Below are 22,122 nucleotides of genomic sequence, written 5' to 3'. Positions count from 1 at the left end.
CTAAATCCGCCACGTTTGGACAGCAGCCCTGGCTGCAGCAGCGAAGCGGACGACGGCGTGAATTACGACCAGATCTTCGACAAGGCGATCGATCGCCTGCATGAGGAAGGGCGCTACCGCGTCTTCATCGATATCATGCGCAACAAGGGCGCGTTTCCCAACGCGCGCTGCTTCCACGGCCACAACGGGCCAAAGCCGATCACCGTGTGGTGTTCGAACGATTACCTCGCGATGGGCCAGCACCCCAAGGTGATCGAGGCGATGGAAGCTGCGCTGCATGATGTTGGCGCCGGTTCGGGCGGCACGCGCAATATCGGCGGCAACACGCATATGCATGTCGAGCTGGAAAATGAGCTGGCCGATCTGCATGGCAAGGATGCCGCCCTGCTGTTCACCAGCGGCTATGTTTCGAATGACGCCACGCTCTCGACGCTGGGCAAGCTGCTGCCCGGTTGCGTGATCTTTTCCGACGAGCTCAATCACGCCAGCATGATCGCGGGCATCCGAAATTCGGGCTGCGAGAAGCGCGTGTTCCGCCACAACGACATCGAGCATCTCGAGGAACTGCTCGCCGCCGAAGATGCTGAAACGCCCAAGCTGATCGCGTTTGAAAGCGTCTATTCGATGGACGGCGACATCGCCCCGATCCACGCGATCTGCGACCTGGCCGAGAAATACAACGCGCTCACCTATATCGACGAAGTGCACGCCGTGGGCATGTATGGCAACCGTGGCGGCGGGATTTCGGAGCGGGACGAGGCCGCGCACCGGATCGACATTATCGAAGGCACGCTGGGCAAGGCATTCGGCGTGATGGGCGGCTATATCGCGGCAGACCGCAAGATCATTGACTGCATCCGTTCCTATGCCCCCGGCTTCATCTTCACCACCTCGCTCTCGCCGGTTCTTGCCGCTGGCGTGCTGGCGGCGGTCAAGCACCTGAAGCAATCGAGCGAGGAACGCGACGCGCAGCAGGCCAATGCGGCCCTGCTCAAGCAGAAATTCCGCGATGCCGGCCTGCCGGTAATGGACAGCGTGACGCATATCGTGCCGCTGATGGTGGGCGATCCGGTGCGCGCGAAGAAGATCAGCGACATATTGCTCGCCGAATACGGCGCCTATGTTCAGCCGATCAATTTCCCCACCGTGCCGCGCGGCACAGAGCGGCTGCGCTTTACCCCCGGCCCGGCGCATAACGAAGCGATGATGGACGAATTGGCCAAAGCGCTGGTGGAAATCTGGGACCGGCTGGAGCTGGAACTGCGCCGAGCCGCCTGAAATATCTGCATTGCCGTAGCGTATTTTGCGATGCCTGAATCCTGCGCTAGCTCTCGCCGCACCAAGCAGGGGAGATTTCCGTGAGCGGTACACCAGAGCAGACCTTTGAAGAGATCGTGCGCGGGCGCCGCAGCATTCGCGGCTACCTTGATCGTGCCGTGCCGCGCGAGCTGATCGAGGAGGTGCTGGAACTGGCGATGCGCTCGCCCACCTCGATGAACACCCAGCCCTGGCATTTCCACGTCATCACCGGCGAGCCGCTCGACCGCATCCGCCGGGGCAACACCGAACGCATCCTGGCAGGCGAACCTGACAGCCGCGAATTCCGCCGCGGGGAACCGTTCGCGGGAGTCCATCGCGAACGACAGGTCGAGGTAGCCAAGCAGCTGTTCGGCGCGATGGGGATCGAGCGCGATGACAAGGAACGGCGGCAGGACTGGGTGCTGCGCGGCTTCCGCCAGTTCGATGCGCCGGTGTGCGTGATCGTGACCTATGACCGCGAACTATCGGGCAGCGACGATACCGCCTTCGATTGCGGGGCCGTCACCACTGCGCTCGTCAACGCCGCCTGGAGCCGAGGGCTTGGCTGCGTCATCAACTCGCAGGGCATCATGCAATCACCCGTAGTGCGCGAACACGCCGGGATCCCTGACGATCAGGTGATCATGAAGGCAGTGGCGATGGGCTGGCCTGACCCGGACTTCCCGGCGAATGCCGTGATCAGCCACCGCAAGCCGGTTACTGCAGCCGTGCGCTTCGTGGGGTTTGAGTAAGGCGACAAATCTGTCCTGAAATGTGCGAGATGCTCCGGCACGCGCAAGCCGGGGCCATATCCACGCTGGCCCCGCCGGCAATGCGACGCCTTGTCGCATCAACCCCACAGTCGGACGCGTTAACTCTTCTCGTTCAGGTCGGGTAAGTGCAATTTCCCTCCCATGCCGCTTGCAGGTGATACGAAGCCCGTAGCGCCAGCCCTTTGGAGGACAGCATGAAAAGATCACTTCTAACCATTTCAGCCGCGTCGATCGCATTCGTGGGTCTTTCGCCCCTTGTCGCGCAGGATGATGGCACGACCGACCCGGAGGCCGAAACGCCCGAGGAACCCAGCGGTGCGACCGTCACCCGCGAGGAAATCACCGAAGAACGCGAAGTGCTTGACGAAAACGGCGAACCGGTGCTCGACGAGAACGGTGCCCCGGTGCTCGAAACCGTCACCACCGGTTTCGTGCAGACGGTGGAGACGCCGTCGGGCAATTTCCACACCATCACCAAGGAGGAAGGCAGCAGCGCGGTCGTGACCCATGAGCGGCCGGAGCGGGTTGCCCGTGCGGAAAAGGCCGAGCGGCCTGAAAAGCCGGAAAAGCCCGAGAAACCCGAAAAGCCCGAGAAACCGGAAAAGCCTGAAAAGGGTGGCCGCCCGTAACTCGCCGGGTGAATTGACGAGGCGGGCCGCGCGGCATGATGCATGCCAGGGCGCGGCCCGCGCCACATAAGCGCAAAGGGAAATATCGATGAGGGACCACAAACATGTAGCACTTGCTGCCGCGCTGGCAGCTGCGGCTTCGCTGACCACTCCGGCCCTGGCCCAGGACGAATATGTGCAGATCAATACCGGGATCGATTATTCCTCGGGCGATTATGGTGACACGATCGATACTGACTTTCTGGCGATCCCGGTGGGGTTGAAATACCAGGCCGACAATTTTTACCTCAAGGCCTCGATTTCATACCTTGATGTGAAGGGGCCATCGGGCGTCATTCCGGGCGATGGCGGGGTGAACACCGGCCCCGGCGGCGCCGTGACTTCGCGCAGCGGCATTGGCGATCTATGGCTGACTGCCGGCTATTCGATGCCAATCGGCAGCAGCACCTGGTTCGACGCCGTCGGCAAGGTCAAGCTGCCCACGGCTTCGGAGGCCAAGTTCCTCGGCACGGGAAGCACCGATTTCACCGCGCAGGGTGAAGTCCTCCACAGCCTCGGCGCGGTCAGCGTGGGTGCCTATGGCGGGCGGCGCTTCAATGGCAGCAGCGACCTGTTTGACCTGCGCGACGTGTGGCTTGGCGGCGCGGGCATCTATGCCACGATGGACAAGGTGATGCTGGGCCTCGATTATGACTGGCGTCAGGGCTCAACGCCGACTTCGCCCGACATCAGCGAGCTGACCGGTTCGCTGACCTTCGAACTCAGTCAGGCACTGCGCCTGCAGGGTTATGGCTATACCGGCTTTGCCGACGGCAGCCCCGATCTGGGCGGCGGAGTGCAGATCCTTTACCGCTTCGGGCAGTAAGCCAGCCAGGTTACACCAGCGAGAACCCCGGCAACTCTGCCGGGGTTCTTGTTCGCCTAGCGCAAATTCACCACATTATCGATTTCGGGACGCACGCGGTCACCGCGATAGAGGCTCATCATGGGCTCGTCAGTGACGACGACCTGCTCGGCATTGCCGAAGCCGTTGAAGCCGGTTTTCATCGCCGCGCCATAAGCGCCAAGCATGCCGATCTCGATATAGTCGCCCGCCTGGATATCACCCGGCAGCGCGAATGGACCCTGCATATAGTCGGCATCGTCGCAGGTCGGACCGTAGAAAGCGAAGTCCATCGGCGGATCGCGCAAATCGTCTTCCAGCGCAGCCACCGGGAAGCGCCAGTCGACATGCGCGGCATCGTAGAGCGCGCCGTAAGCGCCGTCGTTGATGTAAAGCTCTTCCCCGCGACGCTTTTCCACCTTCACGATCATGCTCGAATATTCGGCGCACAGCGCGCGGCCCGGCTCGCACCACAGCTCGGCGTTGTAAGCGATCGGCAGCGCTTCGAAATGGCGGGCGATGATGGCGAAGTAATCTTCCATCGGCGGCGGCTCGAGCCCCGGATAGGCGCTGGGGAAGCCCCCGCCCACATCGATCATGTCGATCACCACCGAAGCTTCGGCAATGGCGGCGCGGGTGCGATCAATCGCCTGGACAAAGGCAAACGGGCTCATCGCCTGGCTGCCGACATGGAAGCAGATGCCCAGCCAGTCGCAATGCTGGCGCGCTTCCTGCAACAAGGCAGGCGCTTCGGTCAGATCGCAGCCGAACTTGCTCGCCAGCGAAAGCTCCGAATATTCGCTCGACACGCGCAGGCGCACCGCAAGCCGCAGATCGCGCGCCGGTTCACCGGTTTCAGGATTGCGGCAAGCCTCGACGATCTTGTGCAGTTCCTCAGCCGAATCGAGGCTGAAGGTTTTCACGCCGTGTTTGATATAGGCTTCGCGGATCGCGCTGGGCGTCTTGATCGGATGCATGAAGCACAAGATGGCGTCGGGCAACAGGCCACGCGCCAGCCGCACCTCGGCAATCGAGGCGACGTCATAATGCGTAATCCCCGCGTCCCACAGCACCTGCAGCAGATCGGGCGAAGGGTTCGCCTTCACCGCATAGAGCGACTTGCCCGGAAACTTCTCGATAAAGAAGCGGGCAGCGCGCGCCGCAGCATGCGGGCGGTTGAGGATGACGGGTTCGTCCGGACGGAGGTCGCGGACTACAGCCCGTGCATCTACAAAAACGTCGTCAGGATAGATGTGCAACTCAAGGGACCCCCAAAACGGTTTGTTGAAACCATGAAACGACAAGCTGCCTTGCGGTTAGGAAGTCCCCTTGGGGCAGCGAAGGCGCGCATATAGGCCGTCTGCGACGAATCGCAAGTGAAAATCGCGGATTCCCTCCGGGGAAACGCGAATCTTTCGACGGGCTTTTCCTAACCAACGCTGTCAGGATAAACGGTTCCGAAAATCCTCGTAGTCGAAGCGCTTCACCAGCTCGAGTGCGTCGCTGTCACTGTCCCACAGATAGATCGATGGCAGCTGCACGCCGTTGAAAGTATTGGTTTTTACCATCGAATAATGGGCCTGGTCGAGAAAGGCGAAGCGCGCGCCCGGTTCGGCGGGAACCGGCAGCCGGTAATCGCCGATCACATCGCCAGCCAGGCACGACGGCCCGCCGAGGCGGATCGGGAGCATCTCCGCGTCCTCCAGCTCACCCAGCATGGCAGGACGATAGGGCGCCTCGATCACATCGGGCATGTGGCAGGTGGCGGAGATATCCGTGATCCCCACCGGCATACCGTTCCAGCCGGTATCGAGCAGCGTGCCGACGAGGATGCCGGCATCGAGAGCCACCGCCTCGCCCGGCTCCAGATAGAGCTCGGCCCCGGTATCTGCCTTCACATCGCGCAGGAATTCGACCAGTTCCTCGCGCTGGTAATCGGCGCGGGTGATATGGTGTCCGCCGCCCATGTTGATCCATTTGAGCTGGCCGAAATACGGCTCGATCACGTCGAATACCGCATCCCAGGTGCGCTTGAGCGGCTCCAGATCCTGCTCGCACAGATTGTGGAAGTGGATGCCGTCCACGCCCTCCAGATGCTCTTCGGTCAGCTGGTCGAGCGGGAAGCCCAGCCGCGATCCGGGCGAGGAAGGATCGTATTTCGTCACTTCACCGGTCGGCACCAGCGGATTGACGCGCAGGCCTACATCGAAATCCTGCCCCCCTGCCCGCGCATTTTCGAGGATCAGCGCGGCGCGGCGCAACTGATCGGGCGAATTGAAGATCACATGGTCTGACAGGCGGCAGATTTCCTCGAGTTCCTCGGGCTTGTAGGCGGCCGAATAGGTCGCGATCTCGCCATCATAGAACTCGCTTGCAAGCCGCGCCTCCCACAGCCCGCTGGTGCACACCCCGTCCAGATATTCGCCGATGATATGCGCGGTCGACCACATGGAAAACGCCTTGAGCGCGGCGAGCACCTTGATGTCCGCCGCATCGCGAATGTCCGCCAGCACCTGGCAATTGGCGCGCAGCTTCGCCGCGTCCACCACGAATGCGGGGCTGTCGACGCGATTGAGGTCGAAGTGGGCGAAGGCACCCGGATCGCCTGCTTTGGTTTGCATACTCACTTACTCTTGTCCGTCATTGCGAGGAGGCCCGAACTTGCTTCGGGGCGACGCGGCAATCCATCTTCTGACGCTGCAATAAAGCGAGGGGTCCGAAGCTGGATTGCTTCGCTACGCTCGCAATGACGAGTTGGCCCGGATCGCCTGCTTTGGTTTGCATGTCTGATATCGTGCCTTTGTTGGTTCACGCAGAGACCGCAGAGGAAAGGAGTCCGCAGAGGGTGTGGGTCTCTGCGTGAAACAAAACTAGAAATCCACCGGCCCGTCCAGCTCCTCTACCGTCCACGGCAGGCCGTGCTTGTTCAGCATGTCCATGAAGGGGTCGGGGTCCATCTGCTCCATATTGAACACGCCCCCTTCTCCATTGGCACCGCTCCAGATTCCCTGCACCATCAGCGCGCTGCCGATCATCGCGGGAACGCCGGTGGTATAGCTGACCGCCTGATTGCCGGTTTCCTCGTAAGCGGCCTCATGCGAACAGATATTCTTGATGTAGAACGTCTTCTCGCCTGAGCCGTCGAGCGCTTCACCGGTCGCGATGCAGCCGATATTGGTGTTGCCCTTGGTCGTTTCGCCCAAGGTTTCCGGCTTGGGGAGGACGGCGGCGAGGAATTGCAGCGGGATAATCTCCACGCCCTTGTACTTGATCGGCTCGATACTGGTCATGCCGACATTCTGCAGCACGGTGAGGTGGGTGATGTACTGCTCACCGAAGGTCATCCAGAAGCGCGCGCGCTCCAGCTCGGGCACGAATTTGGCGAGGCTTTCAAGCTCCTCGTGATACATCAGATAGGCGTTTTTCGGCCCCACCGCTTCGAAATCGAACTCGGTCTTGACCTGCATCGCCGGGGTTTCGACCCATTCGCCATCCTCCCAATGGCGCGCGGGCGCGGTCACTTCGCGAATGTTGATTTCAGGGTTGAAGTTGGTGGCGAAATGCTGGCCGTGATCGCCGCCGTTGCAATCGAGGATGTCGAGCGTGCGGATGGTCTTGAGCTTGTGCTTCTTGAGCCACATGGTGAACACGCTGGTCACGCCCGGATCGAAGCCCGAACCCAGCAGCGCCATAAGCCCGGCCTGCTTGAACCGGTCATGATAGGCCCACTGCCATTTGTATTCGAATTTGGCCTCGTCCTTGGGCTCGTAATTCGCGGTATCGAGATAGTTGACCCCCGCTTCCAGGCAGGCATCCATGATCGGCAGGTCCTGGTAAGGCAGCGCCAGATTGACCACCAGGCTGGGCTGGATCTGGCGGATCAGCTTGACCATCGCCGGCACTTCCTCGGCATCGACCTCGTAAGTCGCCACGGCCTCGCCGGTGCGCGCCTTCACGCTCTCGGCAATCGCATCGCATTTGCGCTTCGTGCGGCTGGCGAGGTGGATGTCGGAGAATATCTCCTTGTTCATCGCCATTTTGTGGACGCAGACCGAGCTGACACCGCCGGCACCGATGACGAGTACTGTGGACATGAAGGCTACCTTTCGAATTCGAATCTTGCGGGGCTCTCTAGGGCAATGCGCAGGGTGCGTAAATCGATCCGGCGCTTTCCTACCCACTCGGCGAGTCGATATGTTCGGCCTATGACGCCATCCTTGCAGCTTCGAAAAAACCGGGAGTGATTCCAATGTCAGGACTGTGTTCCATGTGTTCCATCCTGTAGGCCTTCGTGCATGAACTTGACTTTTCATATGCCCACCCGCGAGGGCGTTATCGAAGCTGCCGCCAAGGTGGCCGCGATCCTGCCGTCCACTCCGCTATTGCCGGTCGAAATCCTTGGCTCACGCTGCTGGGTGAAGGCGGAAAACCTGCAACCGATCGGCGCGTTCAAGATTCGCGGCGGCTGGCACCGGCTGACCGCACTTTCAGAGCAGGAGCGCGCGGCGGGCGTAGTTGCGGTTTCCAGCGGCAACCATGCGCAGGGCGTGGCCTGGGCAGCCCGGCGGCTGGGCATTACCGCCACCATCGTGATGCCGCATGACGCGCCGCAGGTGAAGCTTGATGCCACCCGCGCGCTTGGGGCCGAAATGGTGATCTATCAGCGCCCGGTCGAAGATCGCGACGAAATCGCGGGCCGGATCTGCGAAGAAACCGGGGCAGTATTGGTGCACGCCTTTGGCGATCCCTGGGTGATCGAAGGGCAAGGCAGCGCCGGGATCGAAATCGCCGAACAGTTGGGCCGCGAACCCAGCAGGATCGTTGCGCCCTGCGGCGGCGGCGGACTTGTGGCGGGACTCGCCCTCGCCTGCCCGGACAGCGCCATCGTGCCAGTGGAACCGGCCGGATGGGATCAGATCGGCCAGAGCCTGCGCGCCGGAGAAATCGTGCGCCAGGGGCCAAACCCGCCCCGGACGATTTGCGATGCCTTGCAGCCGCTGGCGACCAAACAGATCAACCTCGACCTCCTGCTGGGGCGCAGCGAGCCTGGCATTGCCGTGACGGACGAGGAAGTGCGCGCGGCGCAGCGCCTGGCCTTCGAACAGCTGCATCTGGTGGTCGAACCGGGCGGCGCGGCGGCGCTGGCGGCGGCACTGGCGGGCAAGGTACCGCTAGACGAAAACACGGTCATCATGCTCACCGGCGGCAATGTCGATCCGCCAACATTTGCGCAAACCATCTCAGGCCGGTCATAGGTTGCGTTTGACAATTGAACGCCGCCTGCGCAGTTTCGCATCCAGGAGGAGGGAAACCCATGCAAGCTCAAATACTCGCCCCGGCTGTAGTGCTCGTTCTGTGGTCACTGGCCATGCTGATGTGGACCGCCGGGACACGTTTTCCGGCGATGGCCAAGTCTGGAATGGACCTCAAAAACAGCAAGCCCGGGGGTCGTGGGCAGGATCTCGAAGGTGCGATCCCCGACAAGGTGAACTGGAAGTCACATAACTATACACACCTGATGGAACAGCCCACCATCTTCTATCCCACGGTCATCATCCTTGCGATCATGGGTGCTGGCGCGATCGACGTGCTGCTGGCCTGGGCCTATGTCGGGCTGCGGATCATTCATTCGCTCTGGCAGGCCCTGGTCAATGTGGTTGCGGTCCGTTTCATGCTGTTCATTCTCTCGACGCTGGCTCTGCTTGCGCTGGCAGTTCGTGCACTGTCGGTGACCCTGCTGGCCGATCCCGGAGTTGTCGCATGATCGGAATGGCTATCCTGCAACCCGTCGTCGCACTTGCGGCATGGACCATGGTGATGTGGCTGTGGATGTACGCCACCCGCATTCCGGCAATGTCCAAGTCACAGGATATCGGCCCGCCATCAAAACTGGTTGGCACGACCGGTGCTGTCCTGCGCACGAAATTGCCCGATCGGGTCAACTGGAAGGCAGACAATTACAATCACCTGCACGAACAGCCCACGGTGTTCTACGCGGTGGCGATAGTGCTGGCGATCATCGGCCAGGGCGACGGCATGAACGCCTTGCTCGGATGGATTTATGTCGGCTTGCGGGTGATCCACTCGCTGATCCAGGTAACCGCGAATGTGGTGCTGGTGCGTTTCGTGCTGTTCGCGCTGTCAAGCCTGGTGCTGATCGCACTGGTCTTTCACGCTTCCGTGAGCGTGTTCGACATCCACTTCTGACCCGGAAGATTGCCGGAGCCGCCTATTCCGCGGCTTCGGCTGCTTCCTTCGCGGCAAAATCCAGCGTTGCCAGGAAGCGCTCGGCATCAAGCGCGGCCATGCAGCCCATGCCCGCAGCAGTCACCGCCTGGCGATAGGTGTGGTCGGTCACGTCGCCTGCGGCGAATACGCCGGGAATCTCGGTCATGGGTGAGCCGGGTTCGGTCAGCAGATAACCGTTCGCGTCCATGGGGAGCTTGCCCTTGAACAGTTCGGTTGCCGGTGAATGGCCGATCGCAACGAAGGCACCGTCAACCGCAAGGGTCGATTCCTCGCCGGTCTGGGTGTCCTGCAGCACAATGTGCGACAACGCACCGTCCTCGCCCGCTTCGAAACGGGTTACCGCCTTGTTCCACAGCGTGCTGATCTTGTCAGACTTGAACAACCGCTCTTGCAGAATCTTCTCGGCGCGCAATTCGTCGCGGCGGTGGATCAGGGTAACATCGTCGGAATGGTTGGTGAGATAGAGCGCTTCTTCGACCGCCGTGTTGCCGCCGCCGATGACCGCCACTTTCTTGCCGCGGAAGAAAAACCCGTCGCAGGTGGCGCAGGCTGACACGCCCTTGCCGCCCAGTTCCAGTTCGCCCGGCACGCCCAGCCATTTGGCCTGCGCACCGGTGGCGATCACCAGGCTGTCAGCGATGTATTCATCGCCGCTGTCGCCCACTGCACGGAAGGGCGGACCGCCCGCCAGATCAACCTCGACGATCGTATCCCACATCATCCGCGTGCCGACATGTTCCGCCTGCTTCTGCATCTGCTCCATCAGCCACGGGCCCTGGATCACATCGGCAAAACCGGGGTAATTCTCGACATCGGTGGTGATGGTCAGCTGGCCGCCGGGCTGGATGCCCTGCACCACGATCGGCTCGAGCATGGCGCGCGCGCCATAGATCGCGGCGGAATAGCCAGCCGGGCCTGAGCCGATGATGAGCATCTTGGTACGATGGGTTGCCATAGTGAAATCCTGTTGGTGTCGGCGACTGACTTAGGCGGTCGTTCCCCGTGCTTCAATTCGCCCCGGCAAGGAAAGCGTTACACATCCACAAGTTCAGCTTTCAACGCATCTCGTTTCGACGCGTCGACGCCCAGAACCTGCTCCAGATAGGCGTCGGTCGAACCGAACTGCCGTTTCAGGGAACTGCGCGTAGCTTCGAGGTATGCCGGATCGACCCCCATCAGCACCCGCACCGTGGCTTCATCGATGCCGCCATATTTCTCGCCCATCAATTCCATCCCGTGCGCGATGCGCTGTTCATTACGAGGGGAATTATTGGTGAGCAGGTAATCCGCCATCGCATCATCGGGATGGACGCCGAGCACGTGGTGGAGCAGATCGACCGCAATGCCGGTACGGTCCTTCCCGGCTGCGCAATGCACCAGGCTTGTGCCCCGGGATTGCGCCAAAGTGGCAAAATAACGCTTGAGGATATCGTTGAGCCCTTTTCGCTCGGGCAGGGCACCATACAGCTCGACCATCGCGCGGTGCGCGCTGGCGGCATCGACGCTTCCCTCGGCAGCCTGGAGATGCGGCGCAAGACCCGCGGTTTCGCCTTCGAAGTAAAGCACTTCAGCCGCGAAACCGGCAGGGCGGCGGCAGGTTTTCTGCGCCCGCTCGCTATCGCCGCGAAGGTCGATCACGTGCTGCAGATCAAGCCCGGCAACCGTGGCGAGATCGCCTTCGTCTGCATCGGCATGATGGCCGGAACGGAACAACTGGCCGGTCTTCACATGGCCTCCGCCCGCAACTGCATAGCCGCCATAATCGCGGAAATTGTGAATCGCAGTAGTGGTGAGGAAACGATCCCGAATCATGCATTCTGGCGTGGCAGGGCATGCACACTCTTTCAAGCGGCGAAACCGATGTTGCCCGCCGCAAGCGATCGCGTTTCGCCCGATTTGCAACCCCGCGTCGCGTCAGGAGCCTGTAACCTGACATGGATTTCGTGCGAATTTCCAAGTGAACCCTCTTGCCAAAGGAGCCGCACATGAAAAGCCAGCGTGACGCCTTCATTGCCGTTGCAATCGGCTTTTTGGCGACCACTGCAGTCGAGCTTCCCTGGGTGATCGAGGCGCATATCGCCAAGGCAGAGCGCACCGCAGCTTACGAGCAGGCAGCCATTGCCGATCGCGACCTGGCCGAAGGCAGAAGGCCGGATTGAAATGGCGCGCCTGGCCGAATTCACCCGCAAGGAAACCGCCTTCGCAATGGAAGTGTTCTCGCGCAGCCAGAGCGTAACCGGCGTGGTCGTAGCGCTGGCCGGAAGGCTGGCGCTGCGCGTTTCGTGCAAGGCAGGCCTGCCGCCGCTGTTCAAAGGCGCCTGCAACTGATCAGGCCCCAAGGTCAGGTTTCGCCAAACACTTCCCCGCGCAGCCAATCGACCGAACTGGCATCGCTGCCGAGCAGAGCCGCGCCAATCATGCGATTGTGCAGGCTCTCTGATCCGCACTCCACCCGCCAGCGATGCATGCGCCGGGTGTAGAGTTGCAGGTCGTATTCCGCGCTGATGCCGATCGCGCCGTGCACGCCATGCGCGATATTGGCGATGCGCGGTGCCGCAGCTGAAGCCGCCGACTTTGCCAGCGCCGCGCGCAAGGCATCCGGCCATTCGCCGCCCCTGCCGGTCAGCTCCACGGCGAGCCTGGCGGCGATGCAATCCTGGGCCATCACCGCAAGCTGTTGTTGCAGCGCCTGCTGGCGCCCGATCGGTTTGCCGAACTGGACCCGTTCATTGGCATAGGCCGTCGTCATCTCGAGCAAATGGTTGGCGGCCCCGGCGATTGCTGCGGCGCGCAGGATTGCCTCTGCATATCGCGCTTTTGCCTCGCCGCGCCCGGCGCGCGCGATCATCGCGCTGCCAATCTCGAGCGGGGCTAGCCTTCCGCCCAGCGCCATGAACAGCGGGATCGCGGCGTCAAATGCCAATCCCGCGCCGCCCGCACCCTCGCCTGCCAATAGGTCAAGAAAGCCCGAGGCTTCGGTCTCTGCCAGTTCGGCATCCCACCGTGCGCCCCGGTCAATCTCGCGCACGCGCTCAGCCGGAAATAGCTTGGCAAGCATGCGCTCGAACGGTTCGAGAAGTTCGTTCCGGTCCATCAGCGCAGCCCCAATCCGCGCGCAATGATGCCGCGCAGTATCTCCCGCGTGCCGCCGCGCAGCGAAAAGCTGGGTGCGACAAGGGTGATGTAGTCGAGCGCCAGCCGCAGCTCAGGGTCAACTGCTTCATCGGGATGCGCTGCAAGGTCGTCAGCTATCGCCAGCGGCAAATCCTGTTCGAAGCCAGTGCCAAGGTCCTTGACCAGCGAGGCTTCGACCACTGGGCTTTCCCCCGCCGCGAGGCGCGCGGTGCAGGCGATCGACATCGCCCGCAAGGCAGCCATGCGCGCGATGAAACTGCCCGCCAGAGCCAGGGTTGCCTCGTCACGGAGCCCAACCGCGCGCAGATGCGCCAGCCAGCCATCGAGCAGCACCACGCTGGTATAGATCCGCTCCGGTCCGCTGCGCTCAAACGCCAGCTCGGCGGTGACCTGCTGCCAGCCCTGCCCCTCTTCGCCGATCAGCGCCTCGGCAGGCAGGTCGACATTGTCGAAGAACACTTCGGCGAAATGGGCATCGCCCGCCAGATCCTCGATCGGCCTCACGCTTATTCCAGGTGTCTTGAGGTCGACGATCAATTGCGAGAGCCCCTTGTGCCGGTCATCCGGCCCGCCCGATGTCCGCACCAGCGCGATCATGTAATCCGAATGCATCGAATTGGAGGTCCAGATCTTCTGGCCGTTGAGCCGCCAGCCACTATCCGTCCGCTCCGCCCGGGTGCGCACCGATGCCAGGTCAGATCCCGAGCCCGGCTCGCTCATGCCGATGCAGAACAATGCCTCTCCGCGGCAGATACGCGGAAGATAGAATTCGCGCTGCGCCTCTGTGCCGTAATTAAGGATCAGCGGCGCGCTCTGGCGGTCGGCGATCCAGTGCGCCGCCACCGGCGCCCCGGCGGAAAGCAGTTCTTCCACCACCACGAAGCGCGCGAACGGGCCGCGCCCACCTCCGCCATATTGCTGCGGCAAGGTGAGGCCAAGCAAGCCCGATTGCCCCAGCTTGCGGCTGAACCCGGCATCGAAGCCGGACCATGAACGCGCACGCTGCGCCATGGTCATGTCTGCGGTCACCTCGCGCGCCAGCCTACGCGCCTGCTGGCGCAAATCATCATCGCCAGGCGGGATTTCAGCGAAAGTGAAATCATCAAACATGCGTGCGCACCGTGTTCAAGGTCATGGGTAAAGGGAATGTGGGCCATTGGTGAAATCCGCAAGGCCGAATTTTGACAGCACATTCTTGTTCCAGCCGAGTGAACGGCGATCTAGCCAGCCGGGTGCTTCTTGACCCAATCCTCAAGCAATCCGCGCGCGATCACCTTCAGCGCCAGCGTTTCCTCCGCCCCTTCGAAGATCGAAAGCACGCGCGCATCGATCCAATAGCGGCTGACCGGGGATTCCTCGGCATAGCCCATGCCGCCGTGGATCTGCAGCGCCTCGCGCGAAACGGTTTCGGCTGAACGGCAGGCGATCAGCTTCGCCACGCTTGCCTCCGCGCCGCCACCGCCTTCGTCGAGCCGCTTGCCAACCGCAAAGGCAAGGTGCCTGCAAGCCACGAAGCGTGCGGCCATGCGGGCGATTTTTACCTGCGTAAGCTGGTATTCGGCCAAGGCTGCGCCAAACACCTTGCGGTCCCGCGCATAGGCGATCGCAGCCTTCAGGCTGGCACGCATCAGGCCCAGTGCGCGCCCGGCAGTCTGAATCCTTCCGCCGGTCATCCCTGCCATGGTGAGGTAGAAACCCCTGCCCAGCCCGCTTTTCCCTCCGATCACATTGGCATCGGGCACGAAGAAGTCCTGGAAGGAAAGATCGAAACTGTGCATCCCGCGATAGCCGATCGTGGGAATTGCCTTGCCGGTCAAGCGGCCTCCGCCCGGTTGTTCGACCGTGAACTCATGCCCCTCGAAGCTGGGCTTTTCGACCAGCAGCACGCTCAGGCCACGGTGGCCAAGCGAGCGATCGGGATCGGTGCGAGCCACCACCATCAGCAGCCCAGCCTTTCCGGCAAAGGTGCACCAGGTCTTGGCGCCGTTGAGCAGCCAGCCGCCCTCCGCCGGCGTTCCGCGCAGCGACAGCGCCGCCACGTCAGAGCCGAAATCGGGCTCGGTAATCGAAATCGCGCACAGCGGTTCACCCGCCGCAATGCGCGGCAGCCAGTATCGCTTCTGTGCCTCTGTGCCCCCCGCCAGCAGCGCCCTTGCCAGTATCTCCGGCCGGGTAATCAGGCTTCCTGCTGCTGCCAGCGACGCCTCCGAAAGCGCCTCGGTTACCGCGATCATCATGGCGGTATTTTCGCGCTCGCCCGCGTTGCCGCCATATCGCTCAGGGATCGACAGGCCGAACACGCCCATCTCGCGCATCGGCTGAAGCAGGCTTTCGGGAACGGTCAGGTCCTTGCGGTGGATTTCCGCAGCCATCGGCGCGACCACATCGGCGGCAAAGCGGGAAAAAGCCTCGCTTGCCATGGTGGCCATTTCATCGAGCTCGACGTGGCCCAGTTCAGCGTCGCTTTCGGCTACTTGGCGGCCAAGCCCCGCCAGCGCATCGGGCGTGGCATATGCCAGTCGCAATTCGGCCAGCGCATCGCTGGCGCGCAGTTCGAGCAATTCCGAAGTATCGAGCCCCAGCCCCGCCTGGATTTCTTCCAGCCGCCCAAGCGCGGCGATGCTTGCTTCTGCCACGAAGGCCAGCGCCAATCCGCGATCGAGCGCGGGCATCGCTTTGAGCGCCGCAGTGCAGGTTTGAGCGGCCAGCATGTCGGCATGGGCAATTGCAATCTCGTAACAGGCGAGCTGATGCGCATCGGCGGCCCGATTATCTATCCGGCCGTCTCGCGTGCAGGCCTGCGCAAGCGCGGCAAGGGCGCGGTCCAGTTCCCGATTGATCTGATCGAGTATCGCTGTTGGCACGGTTCCTCCTTGCCGGCCTTGCCCGGACGAATCGGATCAAGCCAAACCCATGCAGCAATGCCCCGGTGGCGCATCGGGCACCACTCGCAATTTGCGCAAAATGCGCCGGGACAGCGCAGTTCGATCTGTTTGGTGGAAAGTTTGAAGGTAAGCAAACAGGCGATGGCCTGTCTGGCAAAGCCGTGAAATCAGATGGATCGCGCGGGTTAGATATCGTGGACTTTGGCCTGGCCTTGGCCGTCCAGATCATTTGAGCTCGCGATCACTCGTTCGAGGCGTGCACGTGTTCGTGCGCGCTCGACGCTGAGCGCGCGGCCAGCCATGTCACGCCACGCAGCTTCCGAACGCAGGGCCATGCGGCGGACATTGTCCAGCGTGGCCTTCTCGGCGTGTATTCCGGCCTCTTCGGCACGGGCGATCAAAAACTCATAGGTCAGCGCCATTGGCTTGGCTCCGCAGGAGAAATGGCGATGGGGTAGGCCCCGGCTCCCTTGGTGAAGGCAGCCGGGGACTTCCACCTTAGTCAGCGCTGCTGAGATTCACTGCGCTGGCTTTGCCGTTGCGGCCTGTTTCGATTTCGTAGTTCAGCCGCTGATCCTTGTTCAGCGTGTTCATTCCCGCGGCCTGGACGGCGGAAATGTGAACGAAGCTGTCAGCCGAGCCGTCATCAGGCTGGATGAATCCATAGCCCTTGTCTTCGTTAAAGAATTTTACGGTACCAGTAGTCATGTACGTTTCCTTTCAAGAAACGGAGTGTTTCAGCCGCGAAATTGCGGGCCGAAGTTATGCGTCTAGTCGTCAATTGAAAGGAACTCGTCGTCTCGCAGACGGGAGCCATTGCTGGCCCCTGCCCGTAACCAATTCGTCGATACCCGTCGTAATCCAACGAGAGCAATTTGCTTTGCCTTAGCCAGCTTGACCTGGATGTTCAGGCATTGTCGGTTGCGGCGTTTTGTGGTGCACACAATACACTTGCTGCGGCAGCCCCAGAATTCTTCTGGATCCGGTAAATCCGCCCGGCAATGTCCGACGCCAAGTCAAGAGGCATCCGGCAAATTTCATCATTGCAGGCTTTACCTGCAGAGATCAACGTTTTTTGACGGGCGGCATATTCCGGATTGAGGTCCAGATCAGTTCCCAGCGCTTGCAGAAACGCTGCGGCATGGCCGCTTGTCCGGTTCATCTTCAGTCGACCATCGCCGCGACTAGCCGCCGCAGCTCCAGTGTCGGAAGGAATGTTTGGCGCGCCAGATGGCTGGCCGGATCTCTATTGGTCCCCTCGCCGAAGCCGGGGAAAGTCGTTCGGCGCGTAGTGGCGCCGGTATAATTGATATTCATCGTGTCCTTGTCGGCAACGCTCTGGTTGCCATTGTCTAAATCGTGTCAACGCCTGAACCCGCGCTTGCGGTTTGCGCCGGGACCTTGCCCCGGCGTCCGCTCGCGGAATACGATCCGACCCTTTGTCAGATCATATGGCGTCATTTCAACGTGCACGCGGTCTCCAACGACCGAGCGGATTCGGTAGCGGCGCATTTTTCCCGCCGTATAGGCGATGATGCGATGCTCATTGTCGAGTGTAACGCCAAAGCGTCCATCCGGCAGGACCTCGTCGATCTCGCCTTCCATGGCAATGAGTGCTTCTTTCGCCAAACCAAATCCTAGCGTGCAGAAAATCGATCTGCTCACGGGCGTATCCCGCAGCAGAGCCAGGCAGCATGAAAGGAAATAGGGAACCGCCGTAGCGGTGAACAAATTCCGTCGCAGGCGACGTAAGCAATTTGTATATAGCGCATTGTAAATAAATTTCAAGCCAAGCCCTCGATTGCTCTCGGTTCGGCCTTGAAGCTAGGCGGTGTAATTATTCCCGGCCCCATCCTTCCTTGCGCGCCAGACACTATTGCCCTGCATTCGATCATCTTTGATAGAAATCAATTACTGTTCGGATTATTCCCGTATTCAGGCAACATGAATCAACTGCACCTCTTGCCTGCGGCCCTGCTTGCCGCACTGCTCTTCCCCTCCACCGCTCTGGCGGAAACCGATGGGAATGTATCCGCCGTGCCCTATGCCGATATCCGGTACCGGCTGGAACTGGTTGACCAGGACGGGCTGCCTGAGGATGCGACAGCCTCGACGCTGCGCTTGAAGGCGGGCGTCAAGCTTGGCGAATGGCACGGGTTCAGCGCGCAGATTGAAGGTGAGGCCATCACCCGTATCGGACCAAGAGATTTCAATGATACCGTCAATGGCCGCACGGAATTTCCGGTGGTGGCAGATCCCGCAGATGTCCTGCTCAACCAGGCCTTTGTCCGATGGCGTCCGCTTGATGCTGTCCAAGCGACTGGCGGGAGGCAAGCGATCAATCTTGACAACCAGCGCTGGATCGGATCGGTCGGCTGGCGCCAGAATGATCAAACGCTCGATGCCGCGCAGCTTTCGCTCAAACCGCACAAGGGGCTGTCGGTCGACTATCTTTATGCCTGGCGGGTGAACCGGGTTTTCGGCCCTGATTCGCCCCAGGGTATCTGGCGCAACACCGATATTCACGGCGTCCGCGCTGCCTATGATGTCAAACCGATCGGCAAGCTATCGGCCTATGGCTATTGGCTCGACATCCCGGCCAATCCGGGGGGCAGTTCCAAAACCTTCGGGGTAAGATTGGCCGGCACGCAGTCGATCAACCAAGATGCAAAGCTGCTCTACGTTGCCGAATATGCGCATCAGACCGACCATGCGGCCAATCCCGGCGAATTCGGGCTCGATTATCTTTCGCTGCAACCGGGCTTTTCCGTTTCCGGCTTGACGGTCAATGCCGGGCTGGAACGGCTCCAGGGCAATGGCAGCGCGGCTTTGCAAACTCCGCTGGCGACGCTGCACGCCTTCAATGGCTGGAGCGACAAATTCCTTTCGACGCCGCCCAACGGACTGCGCGACCTCTATGCCGATGCGGCCTACAAATTCAGCGATAATTCGGCGCTGAAGGGGATGACGCTGCGAATTGCCTATCATGACTTCGCATCTACCCGGGCAGGTCTTGATTATGGCACGGAATGGAATGCACTGGTTGCCTTTCCGCTGACCAGGCGCATAACTCTGCTGGCAAAGTTTTCCAGCTATGATGCCCGGGATTTTGCGACAGATACGGAAAAGGCGTGGTTTCAGGTCGAGGCCATGTTCTAGCGTCAGGAGGAAGTGGTGGACCGCAATGGCAATGTAGCAATCATCAGCAAGTTCATTGCGGCATGGTCGCGGCTGGATGCAGACGAACTGGTCAGCTTTTTTGCCGATGATGGCATCTATCACAACATGCCGATTGCGCCCGTTCAGGGCCGCGATGCGTTGCGCCAGTTCATCCGCGCCTTCCTTGCCGGTTGGACAGAGACCGAATGGGACATTCTCACCATTGCCGCGAGCGGGAATATTGTCTTCGCCGAACGGCTGGATCGCACCATTGCCAATGGCAAGGCGGTCAATCTACCTTGCTGCGGAGTGTTCGAGCTTGAGGATGGCAAGATCAAGGTGTGGCGCGATTACTTCGATATGGCCACCTATCGCGCCGCACTGGAAGCATAGTATCTGGTTTCGGCAGCGCGCATGCTGAAAGCGATTATGGAGGCCGTCAGATCGGCAACGGCCCCCATATTCCCGTCAAAACCGCATTTCACGCAAGCGCTATATGCCGCCTCATGTGGTGATCGATATCACCGAATTCCGAATTGAAGATCGTCAACCGCTTGAAATAGCCACCAATCGCCAGTTCGTCGGTCATGCCCATGCCGCCGTGTATCTGGATCGCTTCCTGGCCGATGAAACGGGCGGCCTGGCCGATACGGACCTTGGCTGACGAAACCGCACGCTTGCGCTCTTTCTCAGCGGCATCGAGCTTGAGTGTCGCGAGATAGGTGAGCGAAACCGATTGCTCATACTCCGTGAACATGTCGACCATGCGGTGCTGCAGCACCTGAAACGATCCGATCGGCACACCGAACTGCTTGCGCTGGCGCGAATATTCAACCGTCATCTGGTGCGCGACTTTCATCGCTCCGCAAGCCTCGGCGCAAAGCGCCGCAATCGCTTCATCCGCTACCCGCTCGATCAGGGGAAGCCCCGCCCCCTCTTCACCGATCAGCGCATCTGCCGGCACGCTCACATTTTCCAGGTAGACTTCAGACGCGCGGCGGCCATCAATGGTTGGATAGTCGCGCGTAATCAGGCCATCGGCAGCCTTTTCGACCACGAACACAGACACGCCATTCCTGTCCCGCTGTTCGCCCGAAGTCCGGGCGGTCACGATCAAATGCGTTGCCCACGGTGCCCCCACAACAACAGCCTTGTGGCCGTTCAGGACATAGCCGCTGCCATCCTTCTTCGCGGTAGTTTGAATATCCGCATAGTCATACCGGCCGCGCGGCTCGGCATAGGCGAAGGCATAGACTCGGCTGCCATCGACAATGCCGCCGATATGCTCTGCCTTCTGCGCTGCGGTGCCTGCGTGCCTGAGGAAGCCGCCCGCACACACAACCGTGGGCACAAACGGCTCAACCACCAGCCCCTTGCCGAATTCTTCCATGGCGATCATCGCCTCTATGGCGCCCCCGCCAAAGCCGCCATCCGCTTCGGAAAACGGCATGCCCAGCAGCCCCAGCTCGGCCAGCTGCGCCCAGATTTCGGGGCGCCAGCCCGGTTCGCCCTCAACCACGCGGCGGCGCGTTTCCCAGTCATACTGTTCGCGCACGAGCCGCGACAGGCCGTCGCGCACCATCGCTTGTTCTTCGGTGAAATTGAAATCCACAAATACTCTCCAGGATATCCGGTGGCCTTACAGGCCGAGGATCATTTTCGTGATGATGTTGCGCTGGATTTCATTCGATCCGCCATAAATCGAAGTTTTGCGCATGTTGAGATAGGTCGAGGCAGCGTGCCGCGCGTATTCCGGGCCAATCGGGTATTGGTTCGATCCGTTCTCGGCGATGTTGCCGTATTGCGGCGTGCCATAATTGCCGACCGCCTCAAGCGTAAGTTCGGTGAGGCGCTGCTGAATTTCGGTTCCCTTGATCTTGAGGATCGAGCTTTCCGGCCCCGGCCCCTTGCCGGCCTGTTCGCCAGCCAGGGTGCGCAGCTCGGTAATCTCAAGCGCCGCCAGATCGATTTCAAGCTGGCTGACCTTACGGGCGAAATCGAAATCATCGATCAACGGCTTGCCATCGAGCAGTTCCATTCCGGCGATTTCGCGAAGCTTCTCGACGCCCCGCTTGGAGCGGGCAACCCCGGCAATTCCGCTGCGCTCATGGGCCAACAGGAACTTCGCATAGGTCCATCCCTTGTTCTCTTCACCGACCAGGTTCTCGACTGGAACGCGCACATCGGTCAGCCAGGTCTCATTGACCTCATGCCCGCCATCGATGAGCTTGATCGGGCGCACTTCGACACCCGGTGATTTCATGTCGATCAGGATGAAGCTGATCCCCTCCTGCGGTTTCGCGGCGCCCGGATCGGTGCGGCAGAGGAAGAACCCCCAATCGGCATATTGCGCAAGCGTGGTCCAGGTCTTCTGGCCATTGATGATGTAATGGTCACCATCGCGCACGGCGGTCGTCTTGAGCGAGGCCAGATCGGATCCTGCGCCCGGCTCACTGTATCCCTGGCACCACCACACCTCGCCGCTGCGGATGCCGGGGAGATGCTGATCCTTCTGGGCCTGGTTGCCAAAGGTGTAGATAACCGGGCCGACCATCGACACGCCAAACGGCAGCGGCATGAAGGAATTGATCCGGGCATTTTCTTCCGACCAGATATAGCGCTGAGTGGGGGTCCAGCCGGTTCCGCCATACTCTTTCGGCCAGGCCGGCACCGACCAGCCCTTTTTTCCCAGGATCTTGTGCCACGCGACCATATCTTCCGGCGACATGTCTTCCCGCATGCCGAAATCGGCGAGGTGCGCAGGATAATTTTCGCTGATAAAGGCACGAACCTCGTCGCGAAACGCCAGTTCTTCGGCGGTGAACTCCAGATTCATCAGAAATGTCTCCAAGGTGTATGCTCTGAGGCCCTACTGCCACGAGCGTGCGCAGGCTGAAAGCCGAAAAAAGAGAGGCGGGGCGCTGACAAGGAAGGGGGCGCCAGATCTCGGCTGCGAATAGTGGGTCAAACCGGTTCCACCACATCCGCATCGTCTGGTGACAGGTGTCGATACCGCGCTCGACAAGCAGATCTTCAACTTCCCGCAAACGGGCGGGTATCGCACATGGAACATCACCGCCATGCAGATGGCTTTTGGCGATGAGTGGAAA

Annotated in this window: 26 protein-coding genes; 11 read left to right on the top strand and 15 right to left on the bottom strand. The window is 61.0% G+C overall.

The genetic code is table 11. The features are described from left to right. The first annotated feature begins 57 nt into the window (after window positions 1-57). The 4 genes from hemA to ACX2DJ_RS11190 all read left to right on the top strand — a co-directional run bounded on the left by hemA (window position 58) and on the right by ACX2DJ_RS11190 (window position 3,566). On the top strand, window positions 58-1,278 hold the full coding sequence (gene hemA, locus ACX2DJ_RS11205) for a 5-aminolevulinate synthase (RefSeq protein WP_462573081.1): 1,221 nt from the start codon (window positions 58-60) through the stop codon (window positions 1,276-1,278). Between the two features lie 80 nt (window positions 1,279-1,358). Then, a complete protein-coding gene (locus ACX2DJ_RS11200) occupies window positions 1,359-2,051 on the top strand; it encodes a nitroreductase (protein ID WP_462572712.1) in 693 nt (230 codons plus the stop codon). Window positions 2,052-2,266: 215 nt separating this feature from the next. Beyond that, a complete protein-coding gene (locus tag ACX2DJ_RS11195) occupies window positions 2,267-2,701 on the top strand; it encodes a hypothetical protein (protein WP_462572711.1) in 435 nt (144 codons plus the stop codon). An 88-nt stretch (window positions 2,702-2,789) separates the two neighbouring features. Then, window positions 2,790-3,566: a hypothetical protein gene (locus tag ACX2DJ_RS11190; protein ID WP_462572710.1), complete on the top strand. Its 777-nt coding sequence runs from the start codon at window positions 2,790-2,792 to the stop codon at window positions 3,564-3,566. Between the two features lie 56 nt (window positions 3,567-3,622). Here ACX2DJ_RS11190 and ACX2DJ_RS11185 read toward each other — a convergent pair whose 3' ends face one another. The 3 genes from ACX2DJ_RS11185 to ACX2DJ_RS11175 form a co-directional block, all read right to left on the bottom strand. Further along, window positions 3,623-4,843: a type III PLP-dependent enzyme gene (locus ACX2DJ_RS11185; protein ID WP_462572709.1), complete on the bottom strand. Its 1,221-nt coding sequence runs from the start codon at window positions 4,841-4,843 to the stop codon at window positions 3,623-3,625. Window positions 4,844-5,026: 183 nt separating this feature from the next. Continuing rightward, window positions 5,027-6,205: a carboxynorspermidine decarboxylase gene (locus ACX2DJ_RS11180; RefSeq protein ID WP_462572708.1), complete on the bottom strand. Its 1,179-nt coding sequence runs from the start codon at window positions 6,203-6,205 to the stop codon at window positions 5,027-5,029. 249 nt (window positions 6,206-6,454) lie between these two features. Continuing rightward, entirely contained in the window at window positions 6,455-7,678 is a 1,224-nt protein-coding gene (locus ACX2DJ_RS11175) for a saccharopine dehydrogenase family protein (protein ID WP_462572707.1), read from the bottom strand. 201 nt (window positions 7,679-7,879) lie between these two features. On the opposite strand from ACX2DJ_RS11175, the gene ACX2DJ_RS11170 reads away from it, so the two are divergent. From ACX2DJ_RS11170 to ACX2DJ_RS11160, 3 genes are read left to right on the top strand one after another with little or no spacing between them, the layout of a single operon-like run. After that, window positions 7,880-8,839 (top strand): threonine ammonia-lyase, encoded by a 960-nt coding sequence (locus ACX2DJ_RS11170; RefSeq protein ID WP_462572706.1) that lies wholly within the window; start codon window positions 7,880-7,882, stop codon window positions 8,837-8,839. A 59-nt stretch (window positions 8,840-8,898) separates the two neighbouring features. Next, window positions 8,899-9,348 (top strand): MAPEG family protein, encoded by a 450-nt coding sequence (locus ACX2DJ_RS11165; RefSeq protein ID WP_462572705.1) that lies wholly within the window; start codon window positions 8,899-8,901, stop codon window positions 9,346-9,348. Continuing rightward, window positions 9,345-9,791, top strand: a complete 447-nt coding sequence (locus ACX2DJ_RS11160) for an MAPEG family protein (RefSeq protein WP_462572704.1) — start codon at window positions 9,345-9,347, stop codon at window positions 9,789-9,791. The genes ACX2DJ_RS11165 and ACX2DJ_RS11160 overlap by 4 nt, the downstream gene beginning before the upstream one ends. 22 nt (window positions 9,792-9,813) lie before the next feature. Here ACX2DJ_RS11160 and trxB read toward each other — a convergent pair whose 3' ends face one another. Continuing rightward, complete coding sequence (gene trxB / locus ACX2DJ_RS11155) at window positions 9,814-10,788, bottom strand: thioredoxin-disulfide reductase (RefSeq protein WP_462572703.1); 975 nt, start codon at window positions 10,786-10,788, stop codon at window positions 9,814-9,816. 77 nt (window positions 10,789-10,865) lie between these two features. Beyond that, complete coding sequence (locus tag ACX2DJ_RS11150) at window positions 10,866-11,645, bottom strand: tyrosine-protein phosphatase (protein ID WP_462572702.1); 780 nt, start codon at window positions 11,643-11,645, stop codon at window positions 10,866-10,868. A gap of 173 nt (window positions 11,646-11,818) precedes the next feature. Here ACX2DJ_RS11150 and ACX2DJ_RS11145 point away from each other — a divergent pair, with 173 nt between their 5' ends. Both ACX2DJ_RS11145 and ACX2DJ_RS11140 read left to right on the top strand, forming a co-directional pair. Continuing rightward, complete coding sequence (locus ACX2DJ_RS11145; protein ID WP_462572701.1) at window positions 11,819-11,992, top strand: hypothetical protein; 174 nt, start codon at window positions 11,819-11,821, stop codon at window positions 11,990-11,992. 1 nt (window position 11,993) lies between these two features. Beyond that, window positions 11,994-12,161 (top strand): hypothetical protein, encoded by a 168-nt coding sequence (locus tag ACX2DJ_RS11140; protein ID WP_462572700.1) that lies wholly within the window; start codon window positions 11,994-11,996, stop codon window positions 12,159-12,161. 13 nt (window positions 12,162-12,174) lie between these two features. Here ACX2DJ_RS11140 and ACX2DJ_RS11135 read toward each other — a convergent pair whose 3' ends face one another. The 8 genes from ACX2DJ_RS11135 to infA form a co-directional block, all read right to left on the bottom strand. Next, window positions 12,175-12,927 carry an acyl-CoA dehydrogenase family protein gene (locus ACX2DJ_RS11135; protein ID WP_462572699.1) on the bottom strand — a complete coding sequence of 251 codons (753 nt, stop codon included), beginning with the start codon at window positions 12,925-12,927 and terminating at the stop codon, window positions 12,175-12,177. Then, window positions 12,927-14,078 carry an acyl-CoA dehydrogenase family protein gene (locus tag ACX2DJ_RS11130; protein WP_462572698.1) on the bottom strand — a complete coding sequence of 384 codons (1,152 nt, stop codon included), beginning with the start codon at window positions 14,076-14,078 and terminating at the stop codon, window positions 12,927-12,929. The genes ACX2DJ_RS11135 and ACX2DJ_RS11130 overlap by 1 nt, the downstream gene beginning before the upstream one ends. 110 nt (window positions 14,079-14,188) lie before the next feature. Then, window positions 14,189-15,832 carry an acyl-CoA dehydrogenase family protein gene (locus tag ACX2DJ_RS11125; protein ID WP_462572697.1) on the bottom strand — a complete coding sequence of 548 codons (1,644 nt, stop codon included), beginning with the start codon at window positions 15,830-15,832 and terminating at the stop codon, window positions 14,189-14,191. Between the two features lie 206 nt (window positions 15,833-16,038). Continuing rightward, window positions 16,039-16,275 carry a hypothetical protein gene (locus ACX2DJ_RS11120; protein ID WP_462572696.1) on the bottom strand — a complete coding sequence of 79 codons (237 nt, stop codon included), beginning with the start codon at window positions 16,273-16,275 and terminating at the stop codon, window positions 16,039-16,041. Window positions 16,276-16,351: 76 nt separating this feature from the next. After that, a complete protein-coding gene (locus tag ACX2DJ_RS11115) occupies window positions 16,352-16,561 on the bottom strand; it encodes a cold-shock protein (RefSeq protein ID WP_462572695.1) in 210 nt (69 codons plus the stop codon). 199 nt (window positions 16,562-16,760) lie between these two features. Beyond that, window positions 16,761-17,015, bottom strand: coding sequence for a hypothetical protein (locus tag ACX2DJ_RS11110; protein WP_462572694.1), 255 nt, complete (start codon window positions 17,013-17,015; stop codon window positions 16,761-16,763). A 2-nt stretch (window positions 17,016-17,017) separates the two neighbouring features. Then, complete coding sequence (locus tag ACX2DJ_RS11105) at window positions 17,018-17,170, bottom strand: hypothetical protein (protein WP_462572693.1); 153 nt, start codon at window positions 17,168-17,170, stop codon at window positions 17,018-17,020. 45 nt (window positions 17,171-17,215) lie between these two features. After that, on the bottom strand, window positions 17,216-17,482 hold the full coding sequence (gene infA / locus ACX2DJ_RS11100) for a translation initiation factor IF-1 (RefSeq protein WP_462573079.1): 267 nt from the start codon (window positions 17,480-17,482) through the stop codon (window positions 17,216-17,218). Between the two features lie 315 nt (window positions 17,483-17,797). On the opposite strand from infA, the gene ACX2DJ_RS11095 reads away from it, so the two are divergent. Further along, window positions 17,798-19,012: an alginate export family protein gene (locus tag ACX2DJ_RS11095; RefSeq protein WP_462572692.1), complete on the top strand. Its 1,215-nt coding sequence runs from the start codon at window positions 17,798-17,800 to the stop codon at window positions 19,010-19,012. A 15-nt stretch (window positions 19,013-19,027) separates the two neighbouring features. Further along, window positions 19,028-19,405 carry a limonene-1,2-epoxide hydrolase family protein gene (locus ACX2DJ_RS11090; RefSeq protein WP_462572691.1) on the top strand — a complete coding sequence of 126 codons (378 nt, stop codon included), beginning with the start codon at window positions 19,028-19,030 and terminating at the stop codon, window positions 19,403-19,405. 88 nt (window positions 19,406-19,493) lie between these two features. Here ACX2DJ_RS11090 and ACX2DJ_RS11085 read toward each other — a convergent pair whose 3' ends face one another. After that, window positions 19,494-20,624 (bottom strand): acyl-CoA dehydrogenase family protein, encoded by a 1,131-nt coding sequence (locus ACX2DJ_RS11085; RefSeq protein WP_462572690.1) that lies wholly within the window; start codon window positions 20,622-20,624, stop codon window positions 19,494-19,496. A 27-nt stretch (window positions 20,625-20,651) separates the two neighbouring features. Further along, window positions 20,652-21,848 carry an acyl-CoA dehydrogenase family protein gene (locus tag ACX2DJ_RS11080; protein ID WP_462572689.1) on the bottom strand — a complete coding sequence of 399 codons (1,197 nt, stop codon included), beginning with the start codon at window positions 21,846-21,848 and terminating at the stop codon, window positions 20,652-20,654. Between the last annotated feature and the right edge of the window lie 274 nt (window positions 21,849-22,122).

Source organism: Altererythrobacter chaiwopuensis, assembly GCF_054957755.1.
This window is presented reverse-complemented; position numbering and strand designations above follow the sequence as displayed.